Source organism: Elizabethkingia sp. YR214 (assembly GCF_003058195.1).
Classification (GTDB): domain Bacteria; phylum Bacteroidota; class Bacteroidia; order Flavobacteriales; family Weeksellaceae; genus Elizabethkingia.
The window spans coordinates 380949-404053 of record NZ_QBUH01000005.1; the positions used below are offsets into that span (position 1 = coordinate 380949).

Sequence of the window (23105 nt, forward strand, 5' to 3'; positions counted from 1 at the left end):
TTTTAGCAATTTATAGTGGTATCTTAGTTATACATTTCCTTGTAATATTCGTCTGCCATACGGTCACTTGCAAAGGCATAACGTACATCTTCCATCCCTTGCTGAACAATTTTCCGCCATTCATCCGGACGATCATAATACTTTGGCAGGATTTCATTTTCCAGCAGATCATAGAGCTTATTCAGATCATACATATCCTGATCGTAAGTACTCATATTGTTATAATCGGCTTTAGGAACTACAAACGAGTTTTCTCCGGGTTTTGCAAACTCAGGAACCCAGCCATCATCTGTAGAAAAGTTTACTGATCCGTTCATTGCAGCCGTCATACCACTGGTACCAGATGCTTCACGTGGCACACGTGGATTATTCAGCCATACATCAGACATTCTCTTTAATGACTTACTCAGATAGATCTCGTAACCAGTAAGCACTGCCATATTTTTATATTTCTTACTTTCTTCCACCAGTCGATTGAAGGTAGAAACAGCCGGATAATCCAACGGATAAGGCTTTCCAGCCCAGATAATCTGAATCGGATATTGTGTATTTTCCATCAGTCTGCGGAAACGTTCCTGATCTTCCAGTAACAAGTCAGCTCTTTTGTATCCTGCAAAACGTCTTGCCCATACCATTGTAAAAACGTTGGGATTGAATATATTTCCGGTCTGGTCGGATACAATTTTGAAGCCTCTGTACTTCATTATTTTCTTACGTTCATCAAATTCTGCAGCATTCCCACCATCCTTTGCGGCATAAAGCTTCTCATCTGCCCAAAAATTATAATCCTGAGCATTGGTAATGGATTTAATATCACAGATTCCTGAATATTTACCCCACATCTCACGGGAAACTTCACCATGCAACTTAGAAACTCCATTCGCTATATGTGCCATTCTCAAGGCACACAGAGAGTGGTTAAATACTTCACCATCCGTTCTGGAGACTCTGCGTACTTCCTCTTCGTTGATTCCTGAGAAATAAGACATATTATAACACAAATGGAAATCATGTTTCTCATTCCCCGCTTCTTCAGGTGTATGTGTCGTAAATACCAACTTCTTCTTTACTTCATTCAGATCTTTGTACTTCTGCAGCAGATAGAAGGCTGCTGGTAATCCATGCGCTTCATTCAGGTGATAGATATCCCTCCCAAGATTCATCTCATCCAGAAGCTTCGCACCACCTTTTCCTAATAAGATATACTGAGCCACTTTAGTTGCCTGATTGGCATCATACAGTCTATGTGTAATGGTTTGTGATATATAATCGTTCTCCGGAATATCTGTAGATAAAAGGAAAATAGGAGCTGTTTCAAAAGTTTCCGGAGCCAGATACCATACTTTTACCCAAACCGGGGCACTGTGGATATCTATCTGGAATTTTATTCCGGTATCCTGAAGAAAATTATAACTCTTCTCTGTCCAGGTTACATTAAGCGTCTGATCCTGATTTCTGGCCTGATCATAATATCCGTATTTCCATAGAATTCCAATACCTACTAAGTCTTGTTTCAGTGTATAAGCACTTCTCATATGCGATCCGGCTAAGAAGCCTAATCCGCCACTATAAATCTTCAGGGGCTGATCTACTGCAAACTCCATGGAAAAGTAAGCTACGCGTTTTTTATATTCAGGATTGATTTCAAAAGGAATAGCAAAATTTCTAAAATCCATATTTTTTTTTCATTATTCTGTTTACAAATATACAATATGAATTTAATCTTAAATTTTGACACATAGCCCTTTATATGAAAAAAAATGTTTAGCTTTATATCAGTAGAGAATTGAAATTCAGCCAGCTATGATTTCGTTTCAGGATTTACAAAAAAGTCTGGAACTGTGTGTAAACAGCCAGAACATTAACCAAAACAACCTCAACCTTTGGTACCAGCAGATTGAGAGGGCTCGTCTGTCTGAAAGAGAGGAATACCAGAAAAAGCTGGAATTACTGCTCATCACTTCCCTTTTCCACCACTTTCCGGAAATTGAAATTGAAAACTTAATCTGCGAAAGCCCCGACTTTATTATAAAATACAAGGAAAAAAAAATAGGCTTAGAAGTTTCAGAAATTATTAATCATTTTGAACTCAAGAAAAAAGAAACTCAGATCTCTAAAATCTTCCGGAATATTGAAAAATATTTAGAAAAAACTCAACAAAATTTTTCCGGAATCTATTATCTAAGCTTAAATGAACATGATAATGATTTCCATAAAAAACCAGAAATGGTAGAACAGGAAATTATCAGCTGTATTACCGACAATAAGAAGTCTAAATACGTACAAAAAATAAGAAGAACACCCTATAATAAAGGTGTTCTTCTTGTTTTAGATTACAACCTGTCATTGTTTGACGAACTGAATTCTGAAAAAATAGCACAGGCCATTTATAAAAAAAATAAAAAATTCCGAATCTATAAAAAGGATGTAGATGAATGCTGGCTGGTTCTGGTTTCCAACATGAACAACCTAGCCTCCCGCTATAGCTACATCAATCATAACAAATCGCTTTCCTCTATCAAAAGTCCTTTTAGCCGAATTCTGCATATTGAGAATTTATACAGCCAGATGATGTATATTAAATAATTGACAATCTTTGTCAAGATTCAACTCCTTAGGCTATTTAACGCTAATAAGCCTTGCCAAGGTTCAGAACCTTGGCAAGGCTTTATTTTAATATACATACCTTATAGGTTTTGGAAACCTATAAGGTGTAAAATCGATAAGATGCAGTATTATTTATTGGATAATTTGAATACTGTTGTGGAAGTAAACTTTTCTCCCGGTTTCAGGATAATTGAAGGAAAATGATCATGGTGAACAGCGTCCGGAAAATGTTGCGTTTCCAAGCAAAAGGCTTCCCTTCTTCCATCTGTTTTACCAGACTTTAAAGTATGTGTTTCATCCATAAAATTCCCGGTGTATAAATGTACTCCTGGCTGATCCGTATACACATCCAAAACAATTCCTGTAAGATCTCCGGTTGCTTTTGCAGCATGCAGCAACTCCGAATCAAATGTTTCTTTCAGTACATAAGTATGATCGAAACCACTGCCCAAAATGACCTGATGGTTCTCTGCGTTAATGTCCTGACCGATAGTTTTTACATTCCTGAAATCAAATGGTGTATTTTCCACAGGTTCCAGTATCCCATTTGGAACTACATTTTCTGTTACCGGTAAATATTTTTCTGCAAAAATCTGAAGCTGATGTCCTAACATATCACCACTCCCTTCTCCGTTGAGATTAAAGAAGGCATGATTGGTAATATTAAAAGGTGATTCTTCATCAGATTCGGCTTCGAATAAAATTTCCAAAGCATCTTCTTCATTCAGAGTATAGGCAACCTTTACTTTTACATTACCTGGGAAACCTTCTTCACCATCTTTCGAATAATAAGACATTCTCACAAAGTTATCTCCTGTACTTTCCACATCGAAAACCTTTGTATGAAAACCATTTTCTCCACCGTGCAGAAGATTATTTGGGATATTGGGATTTAGCTGATAATCTTTACCATTTAGTGTAAACTCAGCTCCACCAATCCTGTTACACACTCTACCGATCACACATCCGTAAAAATTGCCTTTAGGCTCCAAGTACTCATCTATACTTGCATGTCCAAGATTGACATCTACAAGATTGTCATTCTTGTCTTTAAACAAAAAGCTTACAATTCTGGCGCCGTAATTGGTTAGAAAAACTTCTGTATTATTTTTATTTTTAAGCTGGAATAGGTCTATACTCTTCCCGTCTTTTTCCTTTTGGAATTTCCGTGATTCAGGTCTTTGATTCATTAATATTGCAAATTTTAAAGAACATGTCCTCCTTCAGAAGGTACAACTTCTATAGGAGTTAATTCCAGATTAAACTTAGCCTCATAAGCTGGTTTTAGTTTAGCAATAAGTTCCGGTACAAAGCTTTTCTTTATCAGATTCAGTGTACAACCACCAAATCCGCCGCCCATCATTCTTGCACCCAATACTTCCGGATATTGTCTTACTTCGTCCACCAGAAAATCTAATTCTTCACAACTCACTTCATAGTGTTCGCTCAAACCTTCATGAGATGCATACAGGAACAAACCCACTGTTGCCAGATCTCCTTTTTCCAAAGCTTTACACACCTCTTCTACCCTCTGATTCTCGTCGTGAACATAACTTGCCTTAACATAAAGTTCCGGATAATCAGAATATAAATATTCCCGAAGCATCTGGCTATTTACATCACGCAATGATTTTACATCATGAAAATCCTTACTGATAATCTCCACAGCTTTTTCACAAGCTTCTCTTCTCTCATTATAAGCCGAAGAAGCCAAAGAGTGCTTCACATTGGTATTAAGCAAAAGCAAAGTATAGTCACCAAGCTCTAAAGGAAAGTATTCAAATTCCAGACTTCTGCAGTCTAACTTTGCCACCTTATTTTCTTTACTGAAAACAGAAGCAAACTGATCCATAATCCCACATTTTACGCCGGCAAAGGTATGTTCTGCAGTTTGTGCAATTTTAGTCATATCCCATTTAGACAAACCTAGATCGAATATCTTATCCAGAGCTACTGCCACAGCACTTTCCAAAGAAGCAGATGATGAAACACCCGCTCCTAAAGGAACGTCTCCATCAATCAGCATATTAAAACCTTTTAGCTGATGTCCATTTTTCTGAATATGATACACCACACCCAAAATATAATTGGCCCAGGAATTTTCTAATGCCTTAATCTCTGATAGTTTAAAGCTCAGTTTTTCATTAAATAACTGAGAATACAAATGAATTTCATCATCATTACGATGCCCTATAGCAATATAACTGTATTTATCAATTGCTGCAGGAAGAACAAATCCATCATTGTAATCCGTATGTTCTCCTATAATATTAATTCTTCCGGGAGATTTTGAAACAACATCTGGTTCCTGGCCAAATACTTCTTCAAATTTCTCCGTTATATATTGTTTTGAAATTGTTGTCATGTTTAAACAGATAAATAATGTGTTAAAGATTGTTCTCTTAATTGCTGAGCTGCCTGCTCTGGCGTAATATCACGCTGTGGATTGGCCAGCATTTCGTAGCCCACCATAAATTTTTTTACCGTAGCTGATCTTAATAATGGCGGATAAAAATGCATATGCCAGTGCCATTCCGGGAAGTCTCCGGAATTAACAGGCGCCTGATGAATTCCCGCTGAATATGGAAAAGAAGTTTTGAACAGATTATCGTACTTTACCGTTAAAACTTTAAGAGCCTTTGCCAGGTCTTTTTTTTCTGATTCACTAAACTCTGATATATTCTGCACAGCACGTTTGCTTATAATCATTGTTTCGAAAGGCCATGCTGCCCAAAACGGAACCAAAACAACAAAAGAGTCGTTTTCATAAATAATCCGTTCCTGTTTTTTTAGTTCAGCTTCCAGATAGGCTTTTAATAATGTATTCTGATGTTTTTCAAAATATTTCTTCTGCTGTACAGACTCTTTTTCCAGCTCAACAGGTATCGTATTCTGGGCCCAAATCTGTCCATGTGGATGTGGATTACTGCATCCCATAACAGCTCCTTTATTTTCAAAAATCTGGATGTATTTAATCCAATCGTTTGACTGAAGTTCTTCAAACTCTTTTTGCCACAAGTCTACAACAGATTCAATAGAAGCTTCATCCATCGTAGCAAGAGTAAGATCATGTCTTGGGGTAAATGCAAGTACCTTGCAGATTCCTTTAATATTCTCGGTCAGAAAAAGTCCTTCTTCATCTGACTGATGATCGGGAGTATCCTTTAGTAAAGCAGAAAAATCGTTGACAAATGAAAAATGATCTGAATAATCGGGATTAATAGTACCGTCAGATCTTTTATTCCCCGGACACAGATAGCATTCCGGTTCATATTCATTTCTCCGTTCAGAAGATATCGCCTCAGTTTGCCCCTGCCAGGGTCTTTTATTACGATGCGGCGACACTAATACTTTTTCACCCGTTAGTATGTTGACACGGGTATGCGGGACGTTAGAGTCAAAGTTCATGTTTTGGTTAATAGTTTTAACAAATGTAATAAATTAATTAAAGCGAATTTAAGTTAACCACAAAAGGTAAAATTATATATTCTAAATAGTTTACAGAAAAAATAACAAGACACATATTAGAATACAGAGCTTTTAACTAGCAATAAACATGAGGCTTATCAATGAATTTGAGGTATAAATATCAATCATAGATAATAAATAATACCCAGCTATTTAGCTGCATATCTCTTTTGTATGTGATAAAGCAATTTGTATGTCCATTAAAGTATAAAAGCGCCCCGGTATAATTTTATAATTATTTCGTAAATTTGCATTCTCGTTTTTAATTATGGAATCAGGTCTAAAATCAGTTGCATTTCACACATTAGGATGCAAGCTCAACTTCGCAGAAACTTCTACTATTGCCCGTCAATTAACAGATGCAGGCTATAAGAAGGTCTCGTTTGATGATGCGGCAAATGTTTTTGTGATCAATACATGTTCGGTTACCGAAAATGCAGATAAAGAATGCAAACTGATTGTAAAAAGAGCTTTAAAAGCTAATCCTGATGGTCTTGTTGTTATTATTGGATGTTATGCCCAACTAAAACCTGAAGAAATCTCAGGAATTGAAGGTGTAGATCTTGTATTGGGAGCAAAAGAAAAGTTTAACATCCTTAGCTACCTGAACGATTTAGAGAAGTCTGAAGATCTTGCAGAAATACATTCTTGTGAAATTGAGGAAGCGGACTTCTTTATTGGCTCCTACTCCATAGGTGACAGAACCCGTGCATTCCTTAAAGTTCAGGACGGATGTGATTACAAATGTACCTATTGTACTATTCCTTTAGCAAGAGGTATTTCCCGTTCGGATACTGTAGAAAATGTTATTAAAAACGCCCAAGAAATTGCAGGTCAGGATATCAAAGAAATTGTACTAACCGGTGTTAATATTGGGGATTATGGCAAAGGTGAATTCGGGAACAAAAGACACGAACACACTTTCCTTGATCTGGTAAAAGAACTTAACCAGGTAAATGGAATCGAAAGAATCAGAATTTCTTCTATCGAGCCAAACTTACTGAAAGACGAAACTATTGATCTGGTATCAGAGAGTAAAAGTTTTGTACCACATTTTCATATTCCGCTTCAGTCCGGTAGTGATGAAGTTCTGAAAAAAATGAAGCGCCGTTATCTTACACAGCTTTACAGAAACAGAGTTTCTAAAATCCGTGAGGTAATGCCTGATGCATGTATTGGAGTTGATGTTATTGTAGGATTTCCTGGAGAGACTGAGGAGGAATTCATGAAAACCTATCAGTTCCTGAATGAACTTCCTATTTCTTATCTGCATGTCTTCACTTATTCTGAAAGAGAAAACACCGAAGCTACGGCTATGCAAGGCGTTGTTCCTGTTGGTGAAAGAAAGAAACGAAACAAAATGCTTCGTATACTTTCTGAAAAAAAGAAAATGGCTTTCTATCAAACGCAACTTGGTAAAACATTACCTGTGCTTTGGGAACATGAAAACAAAGATGGTTTGATGTATGGCTACACAGAGAACTATGTTCGTGTTCAGAAACCTTTTGATGCATTGAGCATTAACGAAATCGAATTGGTAAAATTGGACAAAATAGAAGCTGACGGAACAGTAAGTATTCTGGCTGCCTTTGATGCATTTCTGGCAAAGGCCTAAAGCTCCTTTACCATTATATACTGCGGTCCTCTTTTTCCTTCATAAATTTCTCCTGAATCCAGATAACCTGTTTTCAGATAGAGTTTGTAGGCATTTTCATTTGTTGCATTTACACCAAATACAATTTTTTCAACCTCAGGAAAATGTTGTTTTACAAAGTCAGGAAGCATAATCATTGCTGACTTAGCGATTCCTTTTCCCTGAAATTCCGGATTCATAGACAAAGCACGGAGCAATACTGCATTAGCATTATCCGAGTAATCCTGAAGATCTGAAGAAAAATCGAGGGAGAAAAAACCGGCCACATTATTTTCATGTAAGATAGTGTACTGAAAGCGTCTCTTATTCTCCATTATTTCAGGATTGTCCAGAATTTCTCTGGGCACTCGCGAAAACTGAGATTGCATTTCATCTAACACATAGGATGTGAGCGCTTCATAATGCTCATTATTATAAGGAACAATTTCTGTCATGGTATATTTTAAACGAATTTACGATATTCCCAAAAACCAGAATTCAAACTTCTTCAAATTATTCGGTATTTCAGGATATATAAGCAATCTAATAGGATAAAACTTTGAGGTTATAATTCCTTCACCATAATATGTTGTGGCCCCTTAGGTCCGTCAAAACTTTCACCTGAATCCTGATATCCTGCTTTCAGGTACATTTGATAAGCTGATGTATTTTTAAAATTTACACCAAAAGCAATTTCTTTGACATCAGGAAACTGTTTTCTTATCAGATCCGGAAGCTGCATCATCATTTCCTTAGCAATTCCCTTTCCCTGAAATTCCGGATTTAGAGTAAGTGACCTTAACAATGCGGCAGTGTCATCCTGGGGCTTGTACCATCTGTCATGCGCAAACTCCAGAAGAAAAAATCCTACAGCTTTATCATTATACATAATTGTATAGTAAAACCGATCTGTTTCATCATCTATCCTAGGATTATTTAGTACTTCTGCCGGTATTCTGGAAAACATAGCTTGTTCTTCGGGTAATGTATAAGAGGTAAGGTCTGCAAAATGTTCTGTCTGGTATTCAAGAATTTTAACCATATTAATTGTCATCAGATTTTAGTCTCAAATTTAGACTAATAATCCATTTTATATTTTAACAAATTGTTAAAAATATCTATTATGACGATATACATTTATCTTTTTATCACATTATAATGAATAATTAATAGGGGTTATATTTAGTCGTTCATACTTCGTAATTAATTTATATATTTGGAAAAACTAAAACCAACCATGACGAACAAATTATTTGACCTTAGCGGTAAAACTGCTCTGGTCACAGGAGGCAATAAAGGTATTGGCCGCGGAATGGCTATAGGCCTTGCTCAGGCAGGTGCTGATATTATTATTGCATCCCGTAGTATAGAAGCCGATTCTGAGATAGAGCAAGAGGTAAAAAAACTGGGAAGGAGTTTCCATTTTTATAAAATGGATGCTGAAAACAGGGATAATGTCTATGAATTTATTCAGAAGCTCAACTCCAACCATCCCCGCATAGATATTCTCATCAACAATGCCGGAACCATTCTTAGAAAACCTGCTGCCGAACATCCTGACGAATACTGGGATTCTGTAATCAATATCAATCTGGATACACCGTTTATCCTGGCTCGTGAAATAGGTAAAAAAATGATCGATCAAGGAAAAGGTAAAATTATATTTACTTGTTCTTTACTTAGTTTTCAGGGTGGGATTAATGTTCCAGGCTATGCCGCCAGTAAAGGAGCTCTAGCCAGTTTAGTCAAGGCTTTGTCCAACGAATGGTCTTCTAAAGGTGTAAACGTAAACGGCATTGCACCAGGTTATATTGCCACAGATAATACGGAAGCTTTACGTAACGATGAGGAGCGCAGCAAAGCTATTCTGGACAGAATACCTGCAAGCAGATGGGGTACTCCTGAAGATTTTGCAGGTCCTGCAGTCTTTCTTTCATCTTCAGCCAGTGATTATGTTGACGGTACAATTCTTACTGTTGACGGCGGATGGATGGGACGTTAAGTTCTTTCTATAATCAGCTGTGCAATAGAGTCAGGAATATGTATTGAGATACTATGTAATCAGTACAATATTCTTGGTAACTACGATAAAAACTAATAACTATAAAAACATTACAACCATGCAAATTAGATTTGAGAGCAGTCCCCGCGAGGTCAAAACGATGGATACTGCATCTTTACGCCGGGAATTCCTGGTAGAAAACCTTATGACAGAGGACAACATCAGCCTTACATATTCACACTACGACAGACTTATTATAGGTGGAACCAAGCCTGTACAACAAACGACAGAACTGAAAACTCATGAAGAACTAAAAGCAGATTACTTTCTTCAGAGAAGAGAATTAGGGATCATTAACGTAGGTGGAAAAGGTTCAGTAGAAGTAGATGGCGAAAAGTATACACTGGAGAAATTAGATTGTCTGTACGTAGGAAAAGGAGCACAAAAAGTTACTTTTTCCAGTGACAATCCTGCAGACCCTGCTACCTATTATTTATTATCGGCTCCTGCACACAAGGAGTATCCTACAACAAAATATACGAAAGAACAGGCTGCTCCTGTAATACTGGGGGATGGTAAAACATCTAACAGAAGAACAATTTACAAATACATACACGAGGCGGGTATCCAAAGCTGCCAACTCGTAATGGGACTTACTGTTCTGGAAGAAGGCAGTGTATGGAATTCTATTCCGGCACATACCCACACCCGCAGAACTGAGATCTATTTTTATTTTGACCTGAATACAGATCAGAGATTATTTCACATGATGGGCGAAACTACAGAAACCCGCCACATCATTATGAAAAATCACGAGGCTGTTATTTCACCATCATGGAGTGTACACTTTGGTGCCGGTACTTCCAATTACGGATTTATTTGGGGCATGGGTGGCGAAAATAAACGATATGATGATATGGATCCAGCCCCCTTAGATGTACTTTTATAACCATAAGCGTTTAGATTATGGAAAAAAGTATCGGAAAATATAGATGGACAATTTGTGGTCTTTTATTCTTTGCTACAACAATTAATTATTTAGATCGCCAGGTTCTCAGCCTTCTCGCTCCGGAGCTCACCCATCAGTTTGGATGGACCAATAGCGACTACGGAAATATTACAGCAGTCTTCCAGTTTGTATATGCCATATCCTTGCTCTTTGCGGGAAGGTTTATTGATAAACTAGGGACAAAATGGGGGTTTGCAATTGCTATTATTATATGGAGCCTTGGTGCCATGATGCATGCTCATGCCATAGATATTGGCAATGCTGCCAATTCTGTGATGGGCTGGATTGGTCTGGCAAGTGTTCCTGTATCTATACTAGGATTTGTTATTGCACGAGGCGTACTCGGGATTGGAGAATCCGGAAATTTTCCTGCGGCAATAAAAACGACAGCAGAGTATTTCCCTAAAAAGGAACGTGCTTTAGCTACAGGGATCTTTAATTCCGGAAGTAATATCGGTGCTATTTTAGCGCCACTTACAGTACCTGTTCTCTCAGAAAAATATGGATGGGAATCTACATTTATGATTATCGGAGGCATAGGTTTTCTATGGCTTATTTTCTGGTTTATGTTATATGAAACACCGGAAAAGCAGAAGAAGCTATCTCCTGAAGAACTGGCTTATATCCGTAGTGATGTAGACCAGAGTGTGGATCAAAGTGAAAATCCTGAGGCTGCTAAAAAAGTTCCCTGGTTCAGACTTTTGCAGTATAAACAAACCTGGGCATTTGCTACAGGAAAATTTCTTACCGATGGTGTATGGTGGTTTTTCTTATTCTGGCTGCCTAAATATCTGGAAGGACAATACCATCTGAGTGGAAAAGAACTTGCTCTCCCTCTTTTTGTATTGTATAGTATGACAATGGTAGGTAGTATATCCGGGGGATGGTTTCCAATGTATTTTATCAAGAAGGGTTATCAGGCATATGACGGAAGAATGCGTGCAATGCTATTTATAGCTCTGTGTCCTTTAATTGTTTTGGCTGCACAACCTTTAGGATCATTTGGCTATTGGGTTCCGGTAATCCTTATTGGCCTCGGTGCTTCTGCACATCAGGCGTGGAGCGCCAATATCTTCACTACAGTGTCCGATATGTTTCCAAGAAAAACAGTAGCTTCTGTTACTGGTATTGGTGGAATGGCAGGCGGAATTGGCGGTGTAATTATCTCAAAAATCGGAGGTCCTCTATTTGATTTTTACGAAAAACAAGGCAGTATAGAAACTGGATATACTATTATGTTCACTTACTGTGCTATTGCTTATATTCTGGCCTGGAGCATTATGAAACTTCTTGTTCCTAAATACAAACCTATTACGGATTTATAGAAAAGAATATAATATATAACCACAAAAGATTCAGAAGAATAAGATTTTGAGTCTATGTTAAATCAAAAAAAATTCCCGGAAATATCCGGGAATTTTTTTAGTGATAAATATCTTCATACTTTACTCCTGCTCTTATCTCCACAGGAAGTTTATTTTCTATAGGGACAATGGGACAGTTATAATCGAAGGCATTATATGCACAATAAGGATTATAAGCTTTATTAAAATCAATAATAAGATTATCTTTCTTAGGAATCTTTAAATCGATATAACGTCCGCCGCCATATGTTTCTTTTTCATTGGTTGCATCTCTGAACGGCAGAAAAAGATGATCTTCAAAGCCTGCTCTTTTAATCAGATCCTGACTCTGGTATACTTTTAGTGAATACTGCTGCCCATCCAAAGAAAAAGTAATAGTACCATATTCTTTATACTTTTTCGTTTTCCCGGAAGATGTAGGCAGTTCAAAAACCTCTGCATCTTTTGTTGGAAAAAGCTTAGCTTTTACACTGTATTTAAGATCAATATCAAAAAATGGTATTGCTTTAAAATCCTTTAGTAAATTTCCGCGTAATGGGGTTTCATCAGGATTTTTGTACTCAGCATTCAGGTCAGCCTGAAATTTCTGAATCTCTTTAATCTCAGCTTTTTGTCCAAAAGCAAAGATGCTCAGCAGAAAAACTAATAAATACTTCATTAGTATTCCAGTTCAAGTTTTTCTTTTGTATAGTTTCTTACTCTATCCGTAAGCTCAGCATTATCTTTTAGTTTTCTTCCGTAGGTAGGTACCATTTCCAGAAGTTTGTCTCTCCATTCTTTCTGAAGCTTGTCTCCAAAACATTTTTCAAGGATATTGATCATAGCAAAAGCTGCTGTACTCGCTCCCGGAGAAGCTCCTAACAGAGATGCTATATTTCCTTTTTTATTCGTTACAACCTCAGTTCCGAATTCCAGTTTACCACCTTCAGCCTCGTCTTTTTTAATAATCTGTACTCTTTGCCCGGCAACCATCAGTTCCCACTTGTCGGCATTAGCATCTTTAATAAAATCTCTAAGGTGTGCAATTCGCTGGTCTTTATTCATTGTTACCTGTCTGATCAGGTATCTCGTCAGTGACAGGTTATGCCACCATGCACCGAATAAAGAACGGATATTTTTGAAGTTTACACTTTCTGGTAAATCCAGGTAGCTTCCGTTTTTAAGGAATTTTGTAGAGAATCCTGCAAATGGTCCGAAAAGCAATGCTTTCTCTCCATCAATAATTCTAAGGTCTAAGTGAGGCACACTCATTGGTGGTGCATCTACAGTAGCCTGTGTATATACTTTTGCATGATGCATTGCGATAAGCTCAGGGTCTTTAGTTACCAGCCACTGTCCACTAACAGGGAAACCTCCATAACCTTTACTTTCTTCAATACCTGAACTGTCTAAAAGAGGCAATGCATATCCTCCTGCTCCGATGAAAACAAAATCCGCATCAACTTCTACAGGGTGGTTGTTTAGCCTGTCTTTTATTTTCATTCTCCATTTACCATTGTTATCTTCAATATCCTTGATCTCGTGGTAACGGAATACCTCAACATTAGAACTTTCTTCAAGGTGTTTTACCAACTTTTTGGTTAAAGCCCCAAAGTCTACGTCTGTTCCCATTGTTGCTCTTGTAGCTGCTAGTTTTTCAGAAGCATTACGTGAACGCATAATTAAAGGAACCCATTCTTTTAGCTTATCATGATTGTCAGAAAACTCCATCCCTTCAAACAAATGGGACTTTATCATTGTATCATGACGCTTTTTAAGAAACTCAATATCTTTTTCTCCAAATACCAGACTCATATGCGGACAGGAGTTGATAAATTCTCTGGGAGAATCAATATATCCTTTGCTAATAAGATAAGCCCAGAATTGTTTTGAAATTTCAAATTGTTCTGCAATTTTTTCAGCCTTGCTAATATCTACTGAACCATCTTTCTTCTCAGTAGTATAGTTTAGTTCACAAAAAGCAGAGTGACCTGTTCCTGCATTATTCCACGCAGATGAGCTCTCGCGGGCTACATCTTTTAATCTTTCGAAAAGTGCAATTTTCAGGTTTGGGTCAAACTCGTGTAACATAGTACCCAAAGTAGCACTCATTATACCTCCGCCAATAAGAACGACATCGTATTTAGGTTTCGGATTCATTTTATTATAACAATTTTATATTATAGAATTAGTTAAGTTTCGCTGTTAGTTTCTTAAACTGCTTTTCAGCATTCTTTTCCTCATAAAGGATTTCATACACTGTATTAACAATCGGAAGCTTTAATTTCTTTTCCTTTCCGATTTCATAAATACTTTTTGTTGCATAATAACCTTCCGCCACCATACTCATAGACTGGATTGCCGATTTCACAGTATATCCTTTACCTATTAAATTCCCCAGCATTCTGTTTCGGCTGAACAAAGAATATGCAGTTACCAGTAAGTCTCCAAGGAATGCAGACTGGTTTACGTCTCTTGGTTCAGGATATATTGCATCCAGATACAATTCCATTTCACGGATTGCATTGGAAACATATACAGCATTGAAGTTATCTCCATACCCCAGACCAGCTGCTATACCTGCACCAATTGCATAAATATTCTTTAGGACTGCACTGTATTCATTTCCTAAGATATCCGAAGACTGGCTTACCTTGATAAAGTCTGACTCCAAAAGCTTCGCAACTTTTAAAGCATTATCCTGATCAGCAGCCGATACCGTTAGATAGGAAAGTCTTTCCATCGCAACTTCTTCAGCATGACAAGGACCAGAAATTACAGCCTGACTTCTGAAACCAATATTGTATTTCTCTCTCAGGAAATGTGCTACAATATCATTCTGTTCCGGCACAATCCCTTTAATCGCGGATACAAATAGTTTTCCCTGAAGATCAACATTCAGAGGTGCTAAAGTTTTACCAAGATAAATGGAAGGTGTTGCCAGAATAATAACATCACATGCAGATACCAGTTCATTGATATCTGTTGTTATTTGCAACTGTTTCAGGTTAAAAAGTACAGCTGTAAGATATGAAGGATTATGCTTCTTTAATTCAATCGCTCCTTTTACAAATTCGTTTCTTACACACCAGTGAATCGTTTTACAGTTTTCTGTCAGCATCTTTACTATTGCAGTAGCAAAACTCCCGCTCCCTACAACGCCGACGCTAATACCGTTCCCGGATTTCTTCTTAGCCATTATTAGAATTTAGGTTCCACAAATATACAACTTAACCGACAAACCATTCAAGACTTTAGCCTTTATTTATTGAGGAAAAAGGGCTGATTTTTTTAACATTAATTAACAGATTGACAACATAATATAACTTTTGTCCGGCAAATTTTTATAATATTTTATTTATTTTTGCCTCCCTAACATTTCAGAGATATGAAACATTTTTTTTCGTCCCGTAGGAATCTTAGATATACTATATATGGTTTATTAGCTGTTGTTCTGGTACAGGCAGTAACTATGATTTACTTTATGAATAAAAAAGATGATAAAGTTTATCAGGTGAATCTGGTACAGATTAAAGACAAAAAGGACAGCCTGGATTATACGGAAGTAAAAAACAATCTTACCCAACTGGACAGAGTTGTAAAAAGTCTTTCTAACTTTTTAACGTCTAATAATATTGAAGCTCCACAAATTGAATCTTTGGATGCTGAAAATCTTTCAAACGGTATTTACCTAAGCCAGCAGGCTAACCGATATACACAAGCTCTTGTAGATTATCAGACGAAGCTTCAGCAAATTCCTCTTGGGATTCCAACCAATGGAGAGATCTCTTCCAACTTTGGTGTCAGAAAGAATCCTATTCCACCCAAAAGAATTGTGATGGCTGGTGTAAACCTTCCTAAAACAGATTCTGCAGAGACTGCAGCAGCTACAGTAAAACCAGCCCAGGATCCGGAAGTTATGCAGTTTCATAAAGGTTTGGATATTGCCGTTCCTTTTGGTTCTGATGTAAGAAGTGCTGCACAGGGAACTGTAATATTTGCAGGGCAGAAAGGTGGTTATGGGAACTGTATTATTGTATCTCACGGAAACGGATTGGCTACCTTATATGGACATTTATCCAGTGTATTGGTAAGTCCTAATCAGCAAATAAAAGTAGGTGAAGTTATTGCAAAGTCAGGAAATTCCGGACGTTCCACAGGACCTCATCTTCATTACGAAGTACATAAGAATAACACTCCGGTTAATCCAAGATTATTTTTGGGAATAAAATAAACCGAGCTAAAAAATATAACCCTCACATCTGTGAGGGTTTTTCTTTATATATCGTTAACCAGATTGATATCCGGTTATACTAAATACTTATTGTAGTTTTTTTCCTTTAAACTTTTTGACTGAAGAACTCATTTCCATAACTCTGTCTCCATCCCATTCATAGACAGCCGTTTTGGTAAATCCATCCATTTTATACTCATCATTATCCGGATTAGCATTTTCTGCCTCTTCTGTTGTCATGACAAACTGATTTGCCGTTTTCCCGGTAAAGTTATAATCTTCTGAATGGTAATAAGCGCCAGCATCTCCTACAGATTGTAACAATGGTAAGGCTACCAAGAATCCCTCCTTTTTCATAAAGTAGGTTTGTTTATAAGTAGGTATACCACAAGCTTCACCGGAAACAGATACATCTATGATATAGTCAATATTCTTGAATTTTTTAGTTCTGTCAACCTTAAATTCAACTCCTGCTACATTTTCCATGGTACCTGCATTGAAAACTCCGGAACCTAAAAATTCTCCTTTTTCCAGAACACTTACCTCTCCTTTTAGTGCATTGCTACTAATGCCCTCTATATCTATAACCTTCTGAGTTCCGCTAATTCCGAAAAGGAATTCTTTTCCGTCCACTAGTTTATTGGCTACACTTAGATTGGCCCCCCAGACATATCCTTCTTTTCCATTATACTGGATTTTGTACCACTGGGCACTTCTTTCCTGTATCTTGTTTATAATATTGGTCTCCTGAACAATTTTCACAGAAGTCCCTTGTGGTAAAGCATCCACAACATTCCCTGTAAGCCCCGGAAGATCTCTGATATTGGTTTTATCTACAAAAATTTTAGCCGTACTTCCAACCTCTTTGTGAAATATATAATTTTCATAAGCTTCTTCCACTGGTACAGCAATAGCTGCAGCTTTATCCGCAGCATCCCGTGCCTTTACGGCAACTTCGACAGCAGCTGTTTCTTGAGCAAAATATAAGGTAGAAATATTAAGAGCTAAAAAATAATAAATTGTTTTTTTCATAATCATCATTAATGCTCTCAAAGATAAGAAAAAACCGAATCTTACTAGATTCGGCTTTATTTTATTTAGTCAGAAGTAATGAAACCCATTCTTCTCTTTGTAACTTCTTCTGCAACTGAAGATTCTGTTCTTCGCAGACCTGTAAAATATCATCTACATCGAAGAAACATAATCCTGAAAGCAATAAAGAACCTCCCGGTTCCAATACCTCAACATATCGCGGAATATCGGAGATAAGAATATTACGGTTAATATTCGCTAAAATAATCTCGAATTTTTCCTGTCCCAGATTATCAGCAGTTCCCAATTCTACACGCATTGGTGTATTATTACGTTCTGCATTTTCTCTGGAATTCTCCACTGCCCATTCATCAATATCGATTCCTAAAACATCTGAAGCACCTTTCTTTTTAGCATAAATAGCTAAAACAGAAGTTCCACATCCCATATCCAGTACTTTTTTACCCTGGAAATCCATATCCATCATCTGTTGGATCATAAGATATGTAGTAGCATGGTGCCCAGTTCCGAAAGACATTTTCGGCTGAATGATAATTTCTTCTTCCAATCCTTGTGATTCATGGAATTCTGCACGGATTAAAACTTTATCTTCTACATTAATCGGTTGGAAGTTTTTCTCCCATTCTTCATTCCAGTTGATGTTAGGCATTTCCTTATAGGTATAAGAAATTTTCACATCATTATGATTCAGCAGCCACTGATTTTTAAGCTCTTCTTCATTAAGTAATTCCGCCTGAATATAAGCTAAGATCCCATCCGGGTTCTCAGTAAAACTGTCAAATCCCTGCTCTATCAGTTCAGCCATCAGAATTTCATTCCAAGGCTCTACAGGTTCTATTTTAAAATCGAATTCTAAGTATTGTGTCATTTATAAAATGTTGCAATTGGCAAAGTTAGCTTAAGTTTAGTCAAAAGCCTTAATAATTGCAGTAAAATCTTCTATTTTCAATGCTGCTCCACCAATAAGACCACCGTCTACGTCTGGTTTGGAGAATATTTCTTTTGCATTGTCCGGTTTTACACTTCCACCATAAAGGATAGAAATTTCATCAGCTACTTCCTGCCCATATTTAGCTGCAATAAGTGAACGGATATGTGCATGAATTTCCTGAGCCTGCTCCGGTGAAGCAGTTTCTCCAGTTCCGATAGCCCAAACTGGTTCGTAAGCGATTACTACTTTTTTAATCTCTTCTGCTGAAAGTGTGAAAAGTGCAACCTCAGTTTGGTTTTTAATAACCTCGAAGTGCTGTCCCGATTTACGCTGCTCCAAAGTTTCTCCGTTACAGTAGATTGGTACAAGACCTTTATCTAAAGCTAATTTCACTTTTCTGTTGCAGTGGCTGTCAGTTTCTCCGTGGTATTGTCTTCTCTCAGAGTGACCAATAATAGCACCTGTTGCATTAACAGAAGCCAGCATATCAGCTGAAATCTCACCAGTATAAGCTCCGCTGGTGTGTTCTGACATATCCTGAGCAAAAACACCTACATTATCATTTAGGAAAATATTTTTAGCAGTGGTTATATAAAGCGCTGGTGGCGCAATGTATACCTCACAGTTGATAGCATTATGCTTTTTATATCTGTCTAACTCATGCATTAATTCCTGAGCTTCAGTATAATTTTTATTCATTTTCCAGTTTCCTGCAACGATTTTCTTTCTCATAGTTTATATAAGTTTTGTTAAGTTATTTATTAATTCCTTCTAGTTTGAACATAAAAGCATATACTAAAGCGACATCTTTCAGATAGTCAAATCTTCCGGAAGCTCCACCATGACCATAATCCATATCGGTTTTCAGCATTAGTACATTTTTATCTGTTTTCATATCTCTCAATCTCGCCACCCATTTCGCAGGTTCAAAATACTGCACCTGAGAATCGTGTAAGCCTGTAGTGACTAAAATATTAGGATAATTTTTCTTCTCTACATTCTCATACGGAGAATAAGACTTCATATAGAAATAAGCTTCTTTATTATTAGGATTCCCCCACTCATCATATTCATTTGTAGTTAACGGAATACTTTCATCCAGCATTGTATTGACAACATCTACAAACGGAACCTGGGAAATTACACCATTCCACAGTTCAGGTTTCATGTTTACAATAGCTCCCATTAACAGACCGCCGGCACTTCCGCCCTGAGCGTACAAATGTTTAGGAGAAGTATATTTTTGGTTCACCAGGTATTCTCCGGCATCAATAAAATCGGTAAAAGTATTTTTCTTTTTCATCATTTTACCATCTTCATACCACTGTCTTCCCATTTCCTGTCCACCGCGGATATGTGCTATTGCATAAGCGAACCCTCTGTCCAGAAGGCTTAATCTTGTACTACTGAACGTAGCATCCATAGAGCTTCCGTAAGAACCATAAGCATATAACAGCAACGGAGCTTGTCCGTCTTTCTTAAATCCTTTTTTATAAACAATGGAAATCGGGATTTTAGTACCGTCTTTTGCAGTAGCAAAAAGTCTTTCGGTTTCGTAATTATTTTTATCATAACCACCCAGGACTTCCTGCTGCTTCAACAATGTTCTTTTTCCCGTTTTCAGGTTTTGTTCAAACTGAGAACTCGGCGTAATCATAGAAGTATAACCGAAACGGAAATTATCGGTATTATATTCTGGGTTCCCGGATGAATAAACGGTATATGCAGGTTCATCAAATTTCAGAAACTCTTTTTTACCAGTTTTTCTGTCATAGATCACCAGTTGCGAAAGTCCGTTCTGTCTTTCACTGAATACCAGATAATTTTTGAACTCTGTAATCCCTTCCATTAGCACATCTTTTCTGTGCGGGATAAAGTCTTTCCAGTTTTCAACTCCTGTTTTGTCCAAAGGAGTTTCTACAACTTTAAAGTTTAAGGCATCTTTGTTGGTTGTGACAAGGAATCTGTCTTCTAAAGGCGTAACATCATATATCACATCTTTTATTCTTGGTTGGAACACCTTGAATGTTCCTGCAGGATTATCTGCATCAAGATACCTGATTTCGGAGGAAGTTGTAGCCCCTGAAGAAATCATAATGAACTTCTCATTCTTGGATTTCCCAACACCGATATAGTTACTTTTGTCTTTCTCTTCATATACCAACACATCCTTTGAAGGATCAGTTCCCAAGCTATGTCTGAAGATTTTCTCCGTTAAAAGGGTTTCCGGATTTTTTGCTGTATAGAAAATAGTCTTGTTATCATTTGCCCAGGTTGCTCCCCCTGTTGTATTTATAATACCCAGATCAGAGGTTTTTCCTGTAGACAAATCTTTCAGGAAAAGTTTGTACTGTCTTCTGGATACATCATCTACTCCGTAGATCATTTTATTATTATCCGGACTTATACTAAAGCCCACCGCAGAATAATAAGCATGTCCTTCGGCAAGTTTATCCACATCCAAAAGTACTTCTTCGGGAGCTTTAAGGTCTCCTTTTTTCCGGCAATATTTAAAATATTGCTTACCAGCGTCTGTACGAGTATAATAGTAATAACCTTTTCTGAAAACAGGAACAGATTCATCTTTTTCCTTGATGCGGTTCTTCATTTCCAGGAAGAGTTTCTCCCTGAAAGGCTCCGTATCCTTCATCATCCCTGTCCAGTATGTATTTTCAGCTTTCAGATAGTCTACAACTTTTTCGGAGTTAGCTCCTTTTTTGAAGTAATCTATCATCCAGTAATAAGGGTCATTTACTTTATCGCCGTGAATTTCCCGTATATGTTCCTGCTTTTCGGCAACTGGTGCTTTTATATCAGGGAATTGCTGAGCCTGAAGTATAGTCGTACTCATAAGTATTAATCCTAAGTATTTATTTTTCATATATTCGCTTTTGGTGTTGTGTGTTGTCTGGTATTATTTCATCTTCCAGATAGATTTCATCAGGGAATAGAACTGGTGTTCTTCTTCACTCACTTCGTCGTTTGCTTTAATCAGTTTTTTGGCAAACTGGCGAAAATCTTTTCTTTCTTTTTCTGTAGAATCATCATAAAAGCACTGTGCATGGAATTCAAAATGTTTTTCCCATTCACCAGGGCTTAGATTAGCTATTATTTCTGTTTCAGCATCAAGGCTTACAAAAAAAGGAAACTCGTCTTCTATATATTCTTTAATTACTTTTTCTTCTCCGGGATGAAATTTATAATCTACTGCAGATAAAATCATTAACAGGTGATATCCTGCGATTGATTTGTTCGATTTATGTGTCATTTATATATGTTTCTTGTTCAAATTTAGTTATTAAAATTCCATATTCTATCTTTCCAAAGAAAAATTCGGAATCAGTCCCGGACGTTGAGCCTCATTGGCGACTTTCCATGAAGTTCTGTACATCCATTCCGTCATCTTATATAACTTCTTATAGTTGATATTTTCAGATTCGTCCTGGGGTGTATGATACTGATTGTGTAAAACGCTTGTATAGAATATTGCAGGAATTCCGATCCTTGCATATGGAAGGTGGTCGCTTCTGAAGTAAAAATATTCTGCATGCTCAGGAGAATCCCAGTCTTTCAGGTATCTGAATTTTGTACTTTCATTATTAGCGTCCTCAGCCATCTTTACAAGCTCTTCAGAATTTTTATGTGGTGCATTTCCACCCAGCAAAGCAGCTTCATCAGTATTGTTCCTACCAATCATATCCCCGTTTAGGACTGCTACAATCTGTTCTTTTGCCACTACAGGATGTGATGCATGCCATCTGGAGCCTAGCAATCCTCTTTCTTCAGCACCATGAAAAACAAAAAGAATACTTCTCTTACCAGGCTGTAATTTATAGGCTCTCGCCATTGCCAACATTGCTACACAAGTACTGGCATTATCGTCTGCACCGTTATAGATTGTATCATTTTTCACAGGATGTCTTATCCCGTCATGATCCTGGTGCCCACTAATCAGGACATATTCTTTTTTTAATTTTGGATCTGTACCCTCAATTTTACCAATGACATTTACAGAAGGATATCTGTAAGTCTCAGTCATCAGGTTCAATGAAACTTTGGTGTTATTCTTTAACCGGTCTGCATCAGACTTTCTAATCCACACAACAGGCATGTTATTTTCTACTTTTTCTCTTAAGCCTTCAACACCATAAAGTCCCCTTGTCATCTGCGGGTAAACTTCGGCCCAGCTTTTTTCAGCAATATCATCTGTAATAAATACAATGGCTTTTGCTCCAAGCTTAAAAGCTGTATTATAGTATTTTGCCTTTACAAATCCGGGATAACGTCTCTGGAAAAGAAACATATCTTGTTTTATCCCTTTTGCTGAGCTGTTAACAACAAGAACCTTCCCTTTGATATTTAATTTCTGTAGATCTTCAGGTTCTGCATTTCCTGCATATAGCATATCGGCATTGATATTAGCATTTACCGGCTCTGTTACCAGAAAGTCTTTCCATAATTTTAAATCATGATCTCCAATCTTCAGGCTGCTTTGCGGAGATACCTGATGGCGGTACATTTCAAAAAACTGAAAAAAAGTTCCGTTATCTCCTGCGGGTTTCATTCCGGACTCACTTGCTTTATCGGCCAGCCACATAGATACCTTTAGTTCATCCAATGTTCCTGCTTCCCTGCCACGAAACTGATCCGCAGCAATCTCGAACATATCTTTTCTAAGATCTGATTCTTTGATAGCCGAAACCAGTGGCTTTTTATACTGTTGTGCCTGACCAAAACAAAAAAAGGTCAAACCAATAATCACTTGTAAATATCTCTTTTTCATCTTGTAATTAAAATATCAAAGCCATTAAGATTCCGAATTATA

Annotated in this window: 21 protein-coding genes; 6 read left to right on the forward strand and 15 right to left on the reverse strand. The window is 37.3% G+C overall.

The features are described 5' to 3' along the window. Positions 1-23: 23 nt before the first annotated feature. Positions 24-1676 (reverse strand): alpha-glucan family phosphorylase, encoded by a 1653-nt coding sequence (gene glgP / locus C8J95_RS12465; protein ID WP_107808625.1) that lies wholly within the window; start codon positions 1674-1676, stop codon positions 24-26. Positions 1677-1803: 127 nt separating this feature from the next. Between glgP and C8J95_RS12470 the strand changes: the two genes are divergently transcribed. Then, positions 1804-2586 carry a hypothetical protein gene (locus tag C8J95_RS12470; protein ID WP_107808626.1) on the forward strand — a complete coding sequence of 261 codons (783 nt, stop codon included), beginning with the start codon at positions 1804-1806 and terminating at the stop codon, positions 2584-2586. Between the two features lie 149 nt (positions 2587-2735). On the opposite strand, the gene C8J95_RS12475 is transcribed toward C8J95_RS12470, so the two are convergent. From C8J95_RS12475 to C8J95_RS12485, 3 genes are read right to left on the reverse strand one after another with little or no spacing between them, the layout of a single operon-like run. Then, positions 2736-3797 (reverse strand): aldose epimerase family protein, encoded by a 1062-nt coding sequence (locus tag C8J95_RS12475; RefSeq protein WP_107808627.1) that lies wholly within the window; start codon positions 3795-3797, stop codon positions 2736-2738. A gap of 14 nt (positions 3798-3811) precedes the next feature. After that, entirely contained in the window at positions 3812-4972 is a 1161-nt protein-coding gene (gene galK, locus C8J95_RS12480) for a galactokinase (protein ID WP_107808628.1), read from the reverse strand. 2 nt (positions 4973-4974) lie between these two features. Further along, positions 4975-6015, reverse strand: coding sequence for a UDP-glucose--hexose-1-phosphate uridylyltransferase (locus tag C8J95_RS12485; protein ID WP_107808629.1), 1041 nt, complete (start codon positions 6013-6015; stop codon positions 4975-4977). Between the two features lie 328 nt (positions 6016-6343). On the opposite strand from C8J95_RS12485, the gene mtaB reads away from it, so the two are divergent. Further along, positions 6344-7690, forward strand: a complete 1347-nt coding sequence (mtaB, locus tag C8J95_RS12490; protein ID WP_059322630.1) for a tRNA (N(6)-L-threonylcarbamoyladenosine(37)-C(2))-methylthiotransferase MtaB — start codon at positions 6344-6346, stop codon at positions 7688-7690. Here mtaB and C8J95_RS12495 read toward each other — a convergent pair. Both C8J95_RS12495 and C8J95_RS12500 read right to left on the reverse strand, forming a co-directional pair. Beyond that, a complete protein-coding gene (locus C8J95_RS12495; protein ID WP_107808630.1) occupies positions 7687-8163 on the reverse strand; it encodes a GNAT family N-acetyltransferase in 477 nt (158 codons plus the stop codon). The two genes, mtaB and C8J95_RS12495, sit on opposite strands and share 4 nt — an antisense overlap. A gap of 110 nt (positions 8164-8273) precedes the next feature. Next, a complete protein-coding gene (locus C8J95_RS12500; protein ID WP_255412799.1) occupies positions 8274-8750 on the reverse strand; it encodes an N-acetyltransferase in 477 nt (158 codons plus the stop codon). A 195-nt stretch (positions 8751-8945) separates the two neighbouring features. Here C8J95_RS12500 and C8J95_RS12505 point away from each other — a divergent pair, with 195 nt between their 5' ends. The 3 genes from C8J95_RS12505 to C8J95_RS12515 all read left to right on the forward strand — a co-directional run bounded on the left by C8J95_RS12505 (position 8946) and on the right by C8J95_RS12515 (position 12044). Further along, the gene (locus C8J95_RS12505; RefSeq protein WP_107808632.1) at positions 8946-9710 is read left to right on the forward strand and encodes an SDR family NAD(P)-dependent oxidoreductase; all 765 of its coding nucleotides are present in this window, start codon (positions 8946-8948) and stop codon (positions 9708-9710) included. A 118-nt stretch (positions 9711-9828) separates the two neighbouring features. Continuing rightward, positions 9829-10659: a 5-dehydro-4-deoxy-D-glucuronate isomerase gene (gene kduI, locus C8J95_RS12510; protein WP_107808633.1), complete on the forward strand. Its 831-nt coding sequence runs from the start codon at positions 9829-9831 to the stop codon at positions 10657-10659. A gap of 17 nt (positions 10660-10676) precedes the next feature. Continuing rightward, entirely contained in the window at positions 10677-12044 is a 1368-nt protein-coding gene (locus C8J95_RS12515; RefSeq protein WP_107808634.1) for an MFS transporter, read from the forward strand. A gap of 97 nt (positions 12045-12141) precedes the next feature. Here the strand turns inward: C8J95_RS12515 and C8J95_RS12520 are convergent, their stop codons facing one another. The 3 genes from C8J95_RS12520 to C8J95_RS12530 are packed head-to-tail and all read right to left on the reverse strand — an operon-like array spanning position 12142 to position 15261. Continuing rightward, positions 12142-12741 carry a DUF1684 domain-containing protein gene (locus C8J95_RS12520; RefSeq protein ID WP_107808635.1) on the reverse strand — a complete coding sequence of 200 codons (600 nt, stop codon included), beginning with the start codon at positions 12739-12741 and terminating at the stop codon, positions 12142-12144. Continuing rightward, positions 12741-14222 carry a malate dehydrogenase (quinone) gene (mqo, locus tag C8J95_RS12525; RefSeq protein WP_078404389.1) on the reverse strand — a complete coding sequence of 494 codons (1482 nt, stop codon included), beginning with the start codon at positions 14220-14222 and terminating at the stop codon, positions 12741-12743. Before mqo ends, C8J95_RS12520 begins: the two co-directional genes overlap by 1 nt. Positions 14223-14250: 28 nt before the next feature. Continuing rightward, entirely contained in the window at positions 14251-15261 is a 1011-nt protein-coding gene (locus C8J95_RS12530) for an NAD(P)H-dependent glycerol-3-phosphate dehydrogenase (RefSeq protein WP_078404388.1), read from the reverse strand. A 189-nt stretch (positions 15262-15450) separates the two neighbouring features. Between C8J95_RS12530 and C8J95_RS12535 the strand changes: the two genes are divergently transcribed. Then, positions 15451-16296, forward strand: a complete 846-nt coding sequence (locus C8J95_RS12535; protein WP_107808636.1) for a M23 family metallopeptidase — start codon at positions 15451-15453, stop codon at positions 16294-16296. A gap of 87 nt (positions 16297-16383) precedes the next feature. Here the strand turns inward: C8J95_RS12535 and C8J95_RS12540 are convergent, their stop codons facing one another. From C8J95_RS12540 to C8J95_RS12565, 6 genes are all read right to left on the reverse strand, one after another. Then, positions 16384-17328: an SH3 domain-containing protein gene (locus C8J95_RS12540; RefSeq protein WP_255412800.1), complete on the reverse strand. Its 945-nt coding sequence runs from the start codon at positions 17326-17328 to the stop codon at positions 16384-16386. Between the two features lie 61 nt (positions 17329-17389). After that, positions 17390-18217 carry a 50S ribosomal protein L11 methyltransferase gene (gene prmA, locus C8J95_RS12545; RefSeq protein ID WP_107808637.1) on the reverse strand — a complete coding sequence of 276 codons (828 nt, stop codon included), beginning with the start codon at positions 18215-18217 and terminating at the stop codon, positions 17390-17392. A gap of 36 nt (positions 18218-18253) precedes the next feature. Further along, positions 18254-19012, reverse strand: coding sequence for a triose-phosphate isomerase (gene tpiA / locus C8J95_RS12550; RefSeq protein WP_107808638.1), 759 nt, complete (start codon positions 19010-19012; stop codon positions 18254-18256). A gap of 22 nt (positions 19013-19034) precedes the next feature. Then, positions 19035-21161, reverse strand: coding sequence for a S9 family peptidase (locus C8J95_RS12555; protein WP_107808639.1), 2127 nt, complete (start codon positions 21159-21161; stop codon positions 19035-19037). Between the two features lie 33 nt (positions 21162-21194). Continuing rightward, complete coding sequence (locus C8J95_RS12560; protein WP_107808640.1) at positions 21195-21548, reverse strand: hypothetical protein; 354 nt, start codon at positions 21546-21548, stop codon at positions 21195-21197. Between the two features lie 45 nt (positions 21549-21593). Continuing rightward, positions 21594-23063 carry a M28 family peptidase gene (locus C8J95_RS12565; RefSeq protein ID WP_107808641.1) on the reverse strand — a complete coding sequence of 490 codons (1470 nt, stop codon included), beginning with the start codon at positions 23061-23063 and terminating at the stop codon, positions 21594-21596. Positions 23064-23105 lie beyond the last annotated feature (42 nt).

Bases quoted from the DNA above. Each gene is read 5' to 3' on its own strand.
- glgP (WP_107808625.1), bottom strand. From the start codon at position 1,676: ATGGATTTTAGAAATTTTGCTATTCCTTTTGAAATCAATCCTGAATAT.
- C8J95_RS12470 (WP_107808626.1), top strand. From the start codon at position 1,804: ATGATTTCGTTTCAGGATTTACAAAAAAGTCTGGAACTGTGTGTAAAC.
- C8J95_RS12475 (WP_107808627.1), bottom strand. From the start codon at position 3,797: ATGAATCAAAGACCTGAATCACGGAAATTCCAAAAGGAAAAAGACGGG.
- galK (WP_107808628.1), bottom strand. From the start codon at position 4,972: ATGACAACAATTTCAAAACAATATATAACGGAGAAATTTGAAGAAGTA.
- C8J95_RS12485 (WP_107808629.1), bottom strand. From the start codon at position 6,015: ATGAACTTTGACTCTAACGTCCCGCATACCCGTGTCAACATACTAACG.
- mtaB (WP_059322630.1), top strand. From the start codon at position 6,344: ATGGAATCAGGTCTAAAATCAGTTGCATTTCACACATTAGGATGCAAG.
- C8J95_RS12495 (WP_107808630.1), bottom strand. From the start codon at position 8,163: ATGACAGAAATTGTTCCTTATAATAATGAGCATTATGAAGCGCTCACA.
- C8J95_RS12500 (WP_255412799.1), bottom strand. From the start codon at position 8,750: ATGGTTAAAATTCTTGAATACCAGACAGAACATTTTGCAGACCTTACC.
- C8J95_RS12505 (WP_107808632.1), top strand. From the start codon at position 8,946: ATGACGAACAAATTATTTGACCTTAGCGGTAAAACTGCTCTGGTCACA.
- kduI (WP_107808633.1), top strand. From the start codon at position 9,829: ATGCAAATTAGATTTGAGAGCAGTCCCCGCGAGGTCAAAACGATGGAT.
- C8J95_RS12515 (WP_107808634.1), top strand. From the start codon at position 10,677: ATGGAAAAAAGTATCGGAAAATATAGATGGACAATTTGTGGTCTTTTA.
- C8J95_RS12520 (WP_107808635.1), bottom strand. From the start codon at position 12,741: ATGAAGTATTTATTAGTTTTTCTGCTGAGCATCTTTGCTTTTGGACAA.
- mqo (WP_078404389.1), bottom strand. From the start codon at position 14,222: ATGAATCCGAAACCTAAATACGATGTCGTTCTTATTGGCGGAGGTATA.
- C8J95_RS12530 (WP_078404388.1), bottom strand. From the start codon at position 15,261: ATGGCTAAGAAGAAATCCGGGAACGGTATTAGCGTCGGCGTTGTAGGG.
- C8J95_RS12535 (WP_107808636.1), top strand. From the start codon at position 15,451: ATGAAACATTTTTTTTCGTCCCGTAGGAATCTTAGATATACTATATAT.
- C8J95_RS12540 (WP_255412800.1), bottom strand. From the start codon at position 17,328: ATGAAAAAAACAATTTATTATTTTTTAGCTCTTAATATTTCTACCTTA.
- prmA (WP_107808637.1), bottom strand. From the start codon at position 18,217: ATGACACAATACTTAGAATTCGATTTTAAAATAGAACCTGTAGAGCCT.
- tpiA (WP_107808638.1), bottom strand. From the start codon at position 19,012: ATGAGAAAGAAAATCGTTGCAGGAAACTGGAAAATGAATAAAAATTAT.
- C8J95_RS12555 (WP_107808639.1), bottom strand. From the start codon at position 21,161: ATGAAAAATAAATACTTAGGATTAATACTTATGAGTACGACTATACTT.
- C8J95_RS12560 (WP_107808640.1), bottom strand. From the start codon at position 21,548: ATGACACATAAATCGAACAAATCAATCGCAGGATATCACCTGTTAATG.
- C8J95_RS12565 (WP_107808641.1), bottom strand. From the start codon at position 23,063: ATGAAAAAGAGATATTTACAAGTGATTATTGGTTTGACCTTTTTTTGT.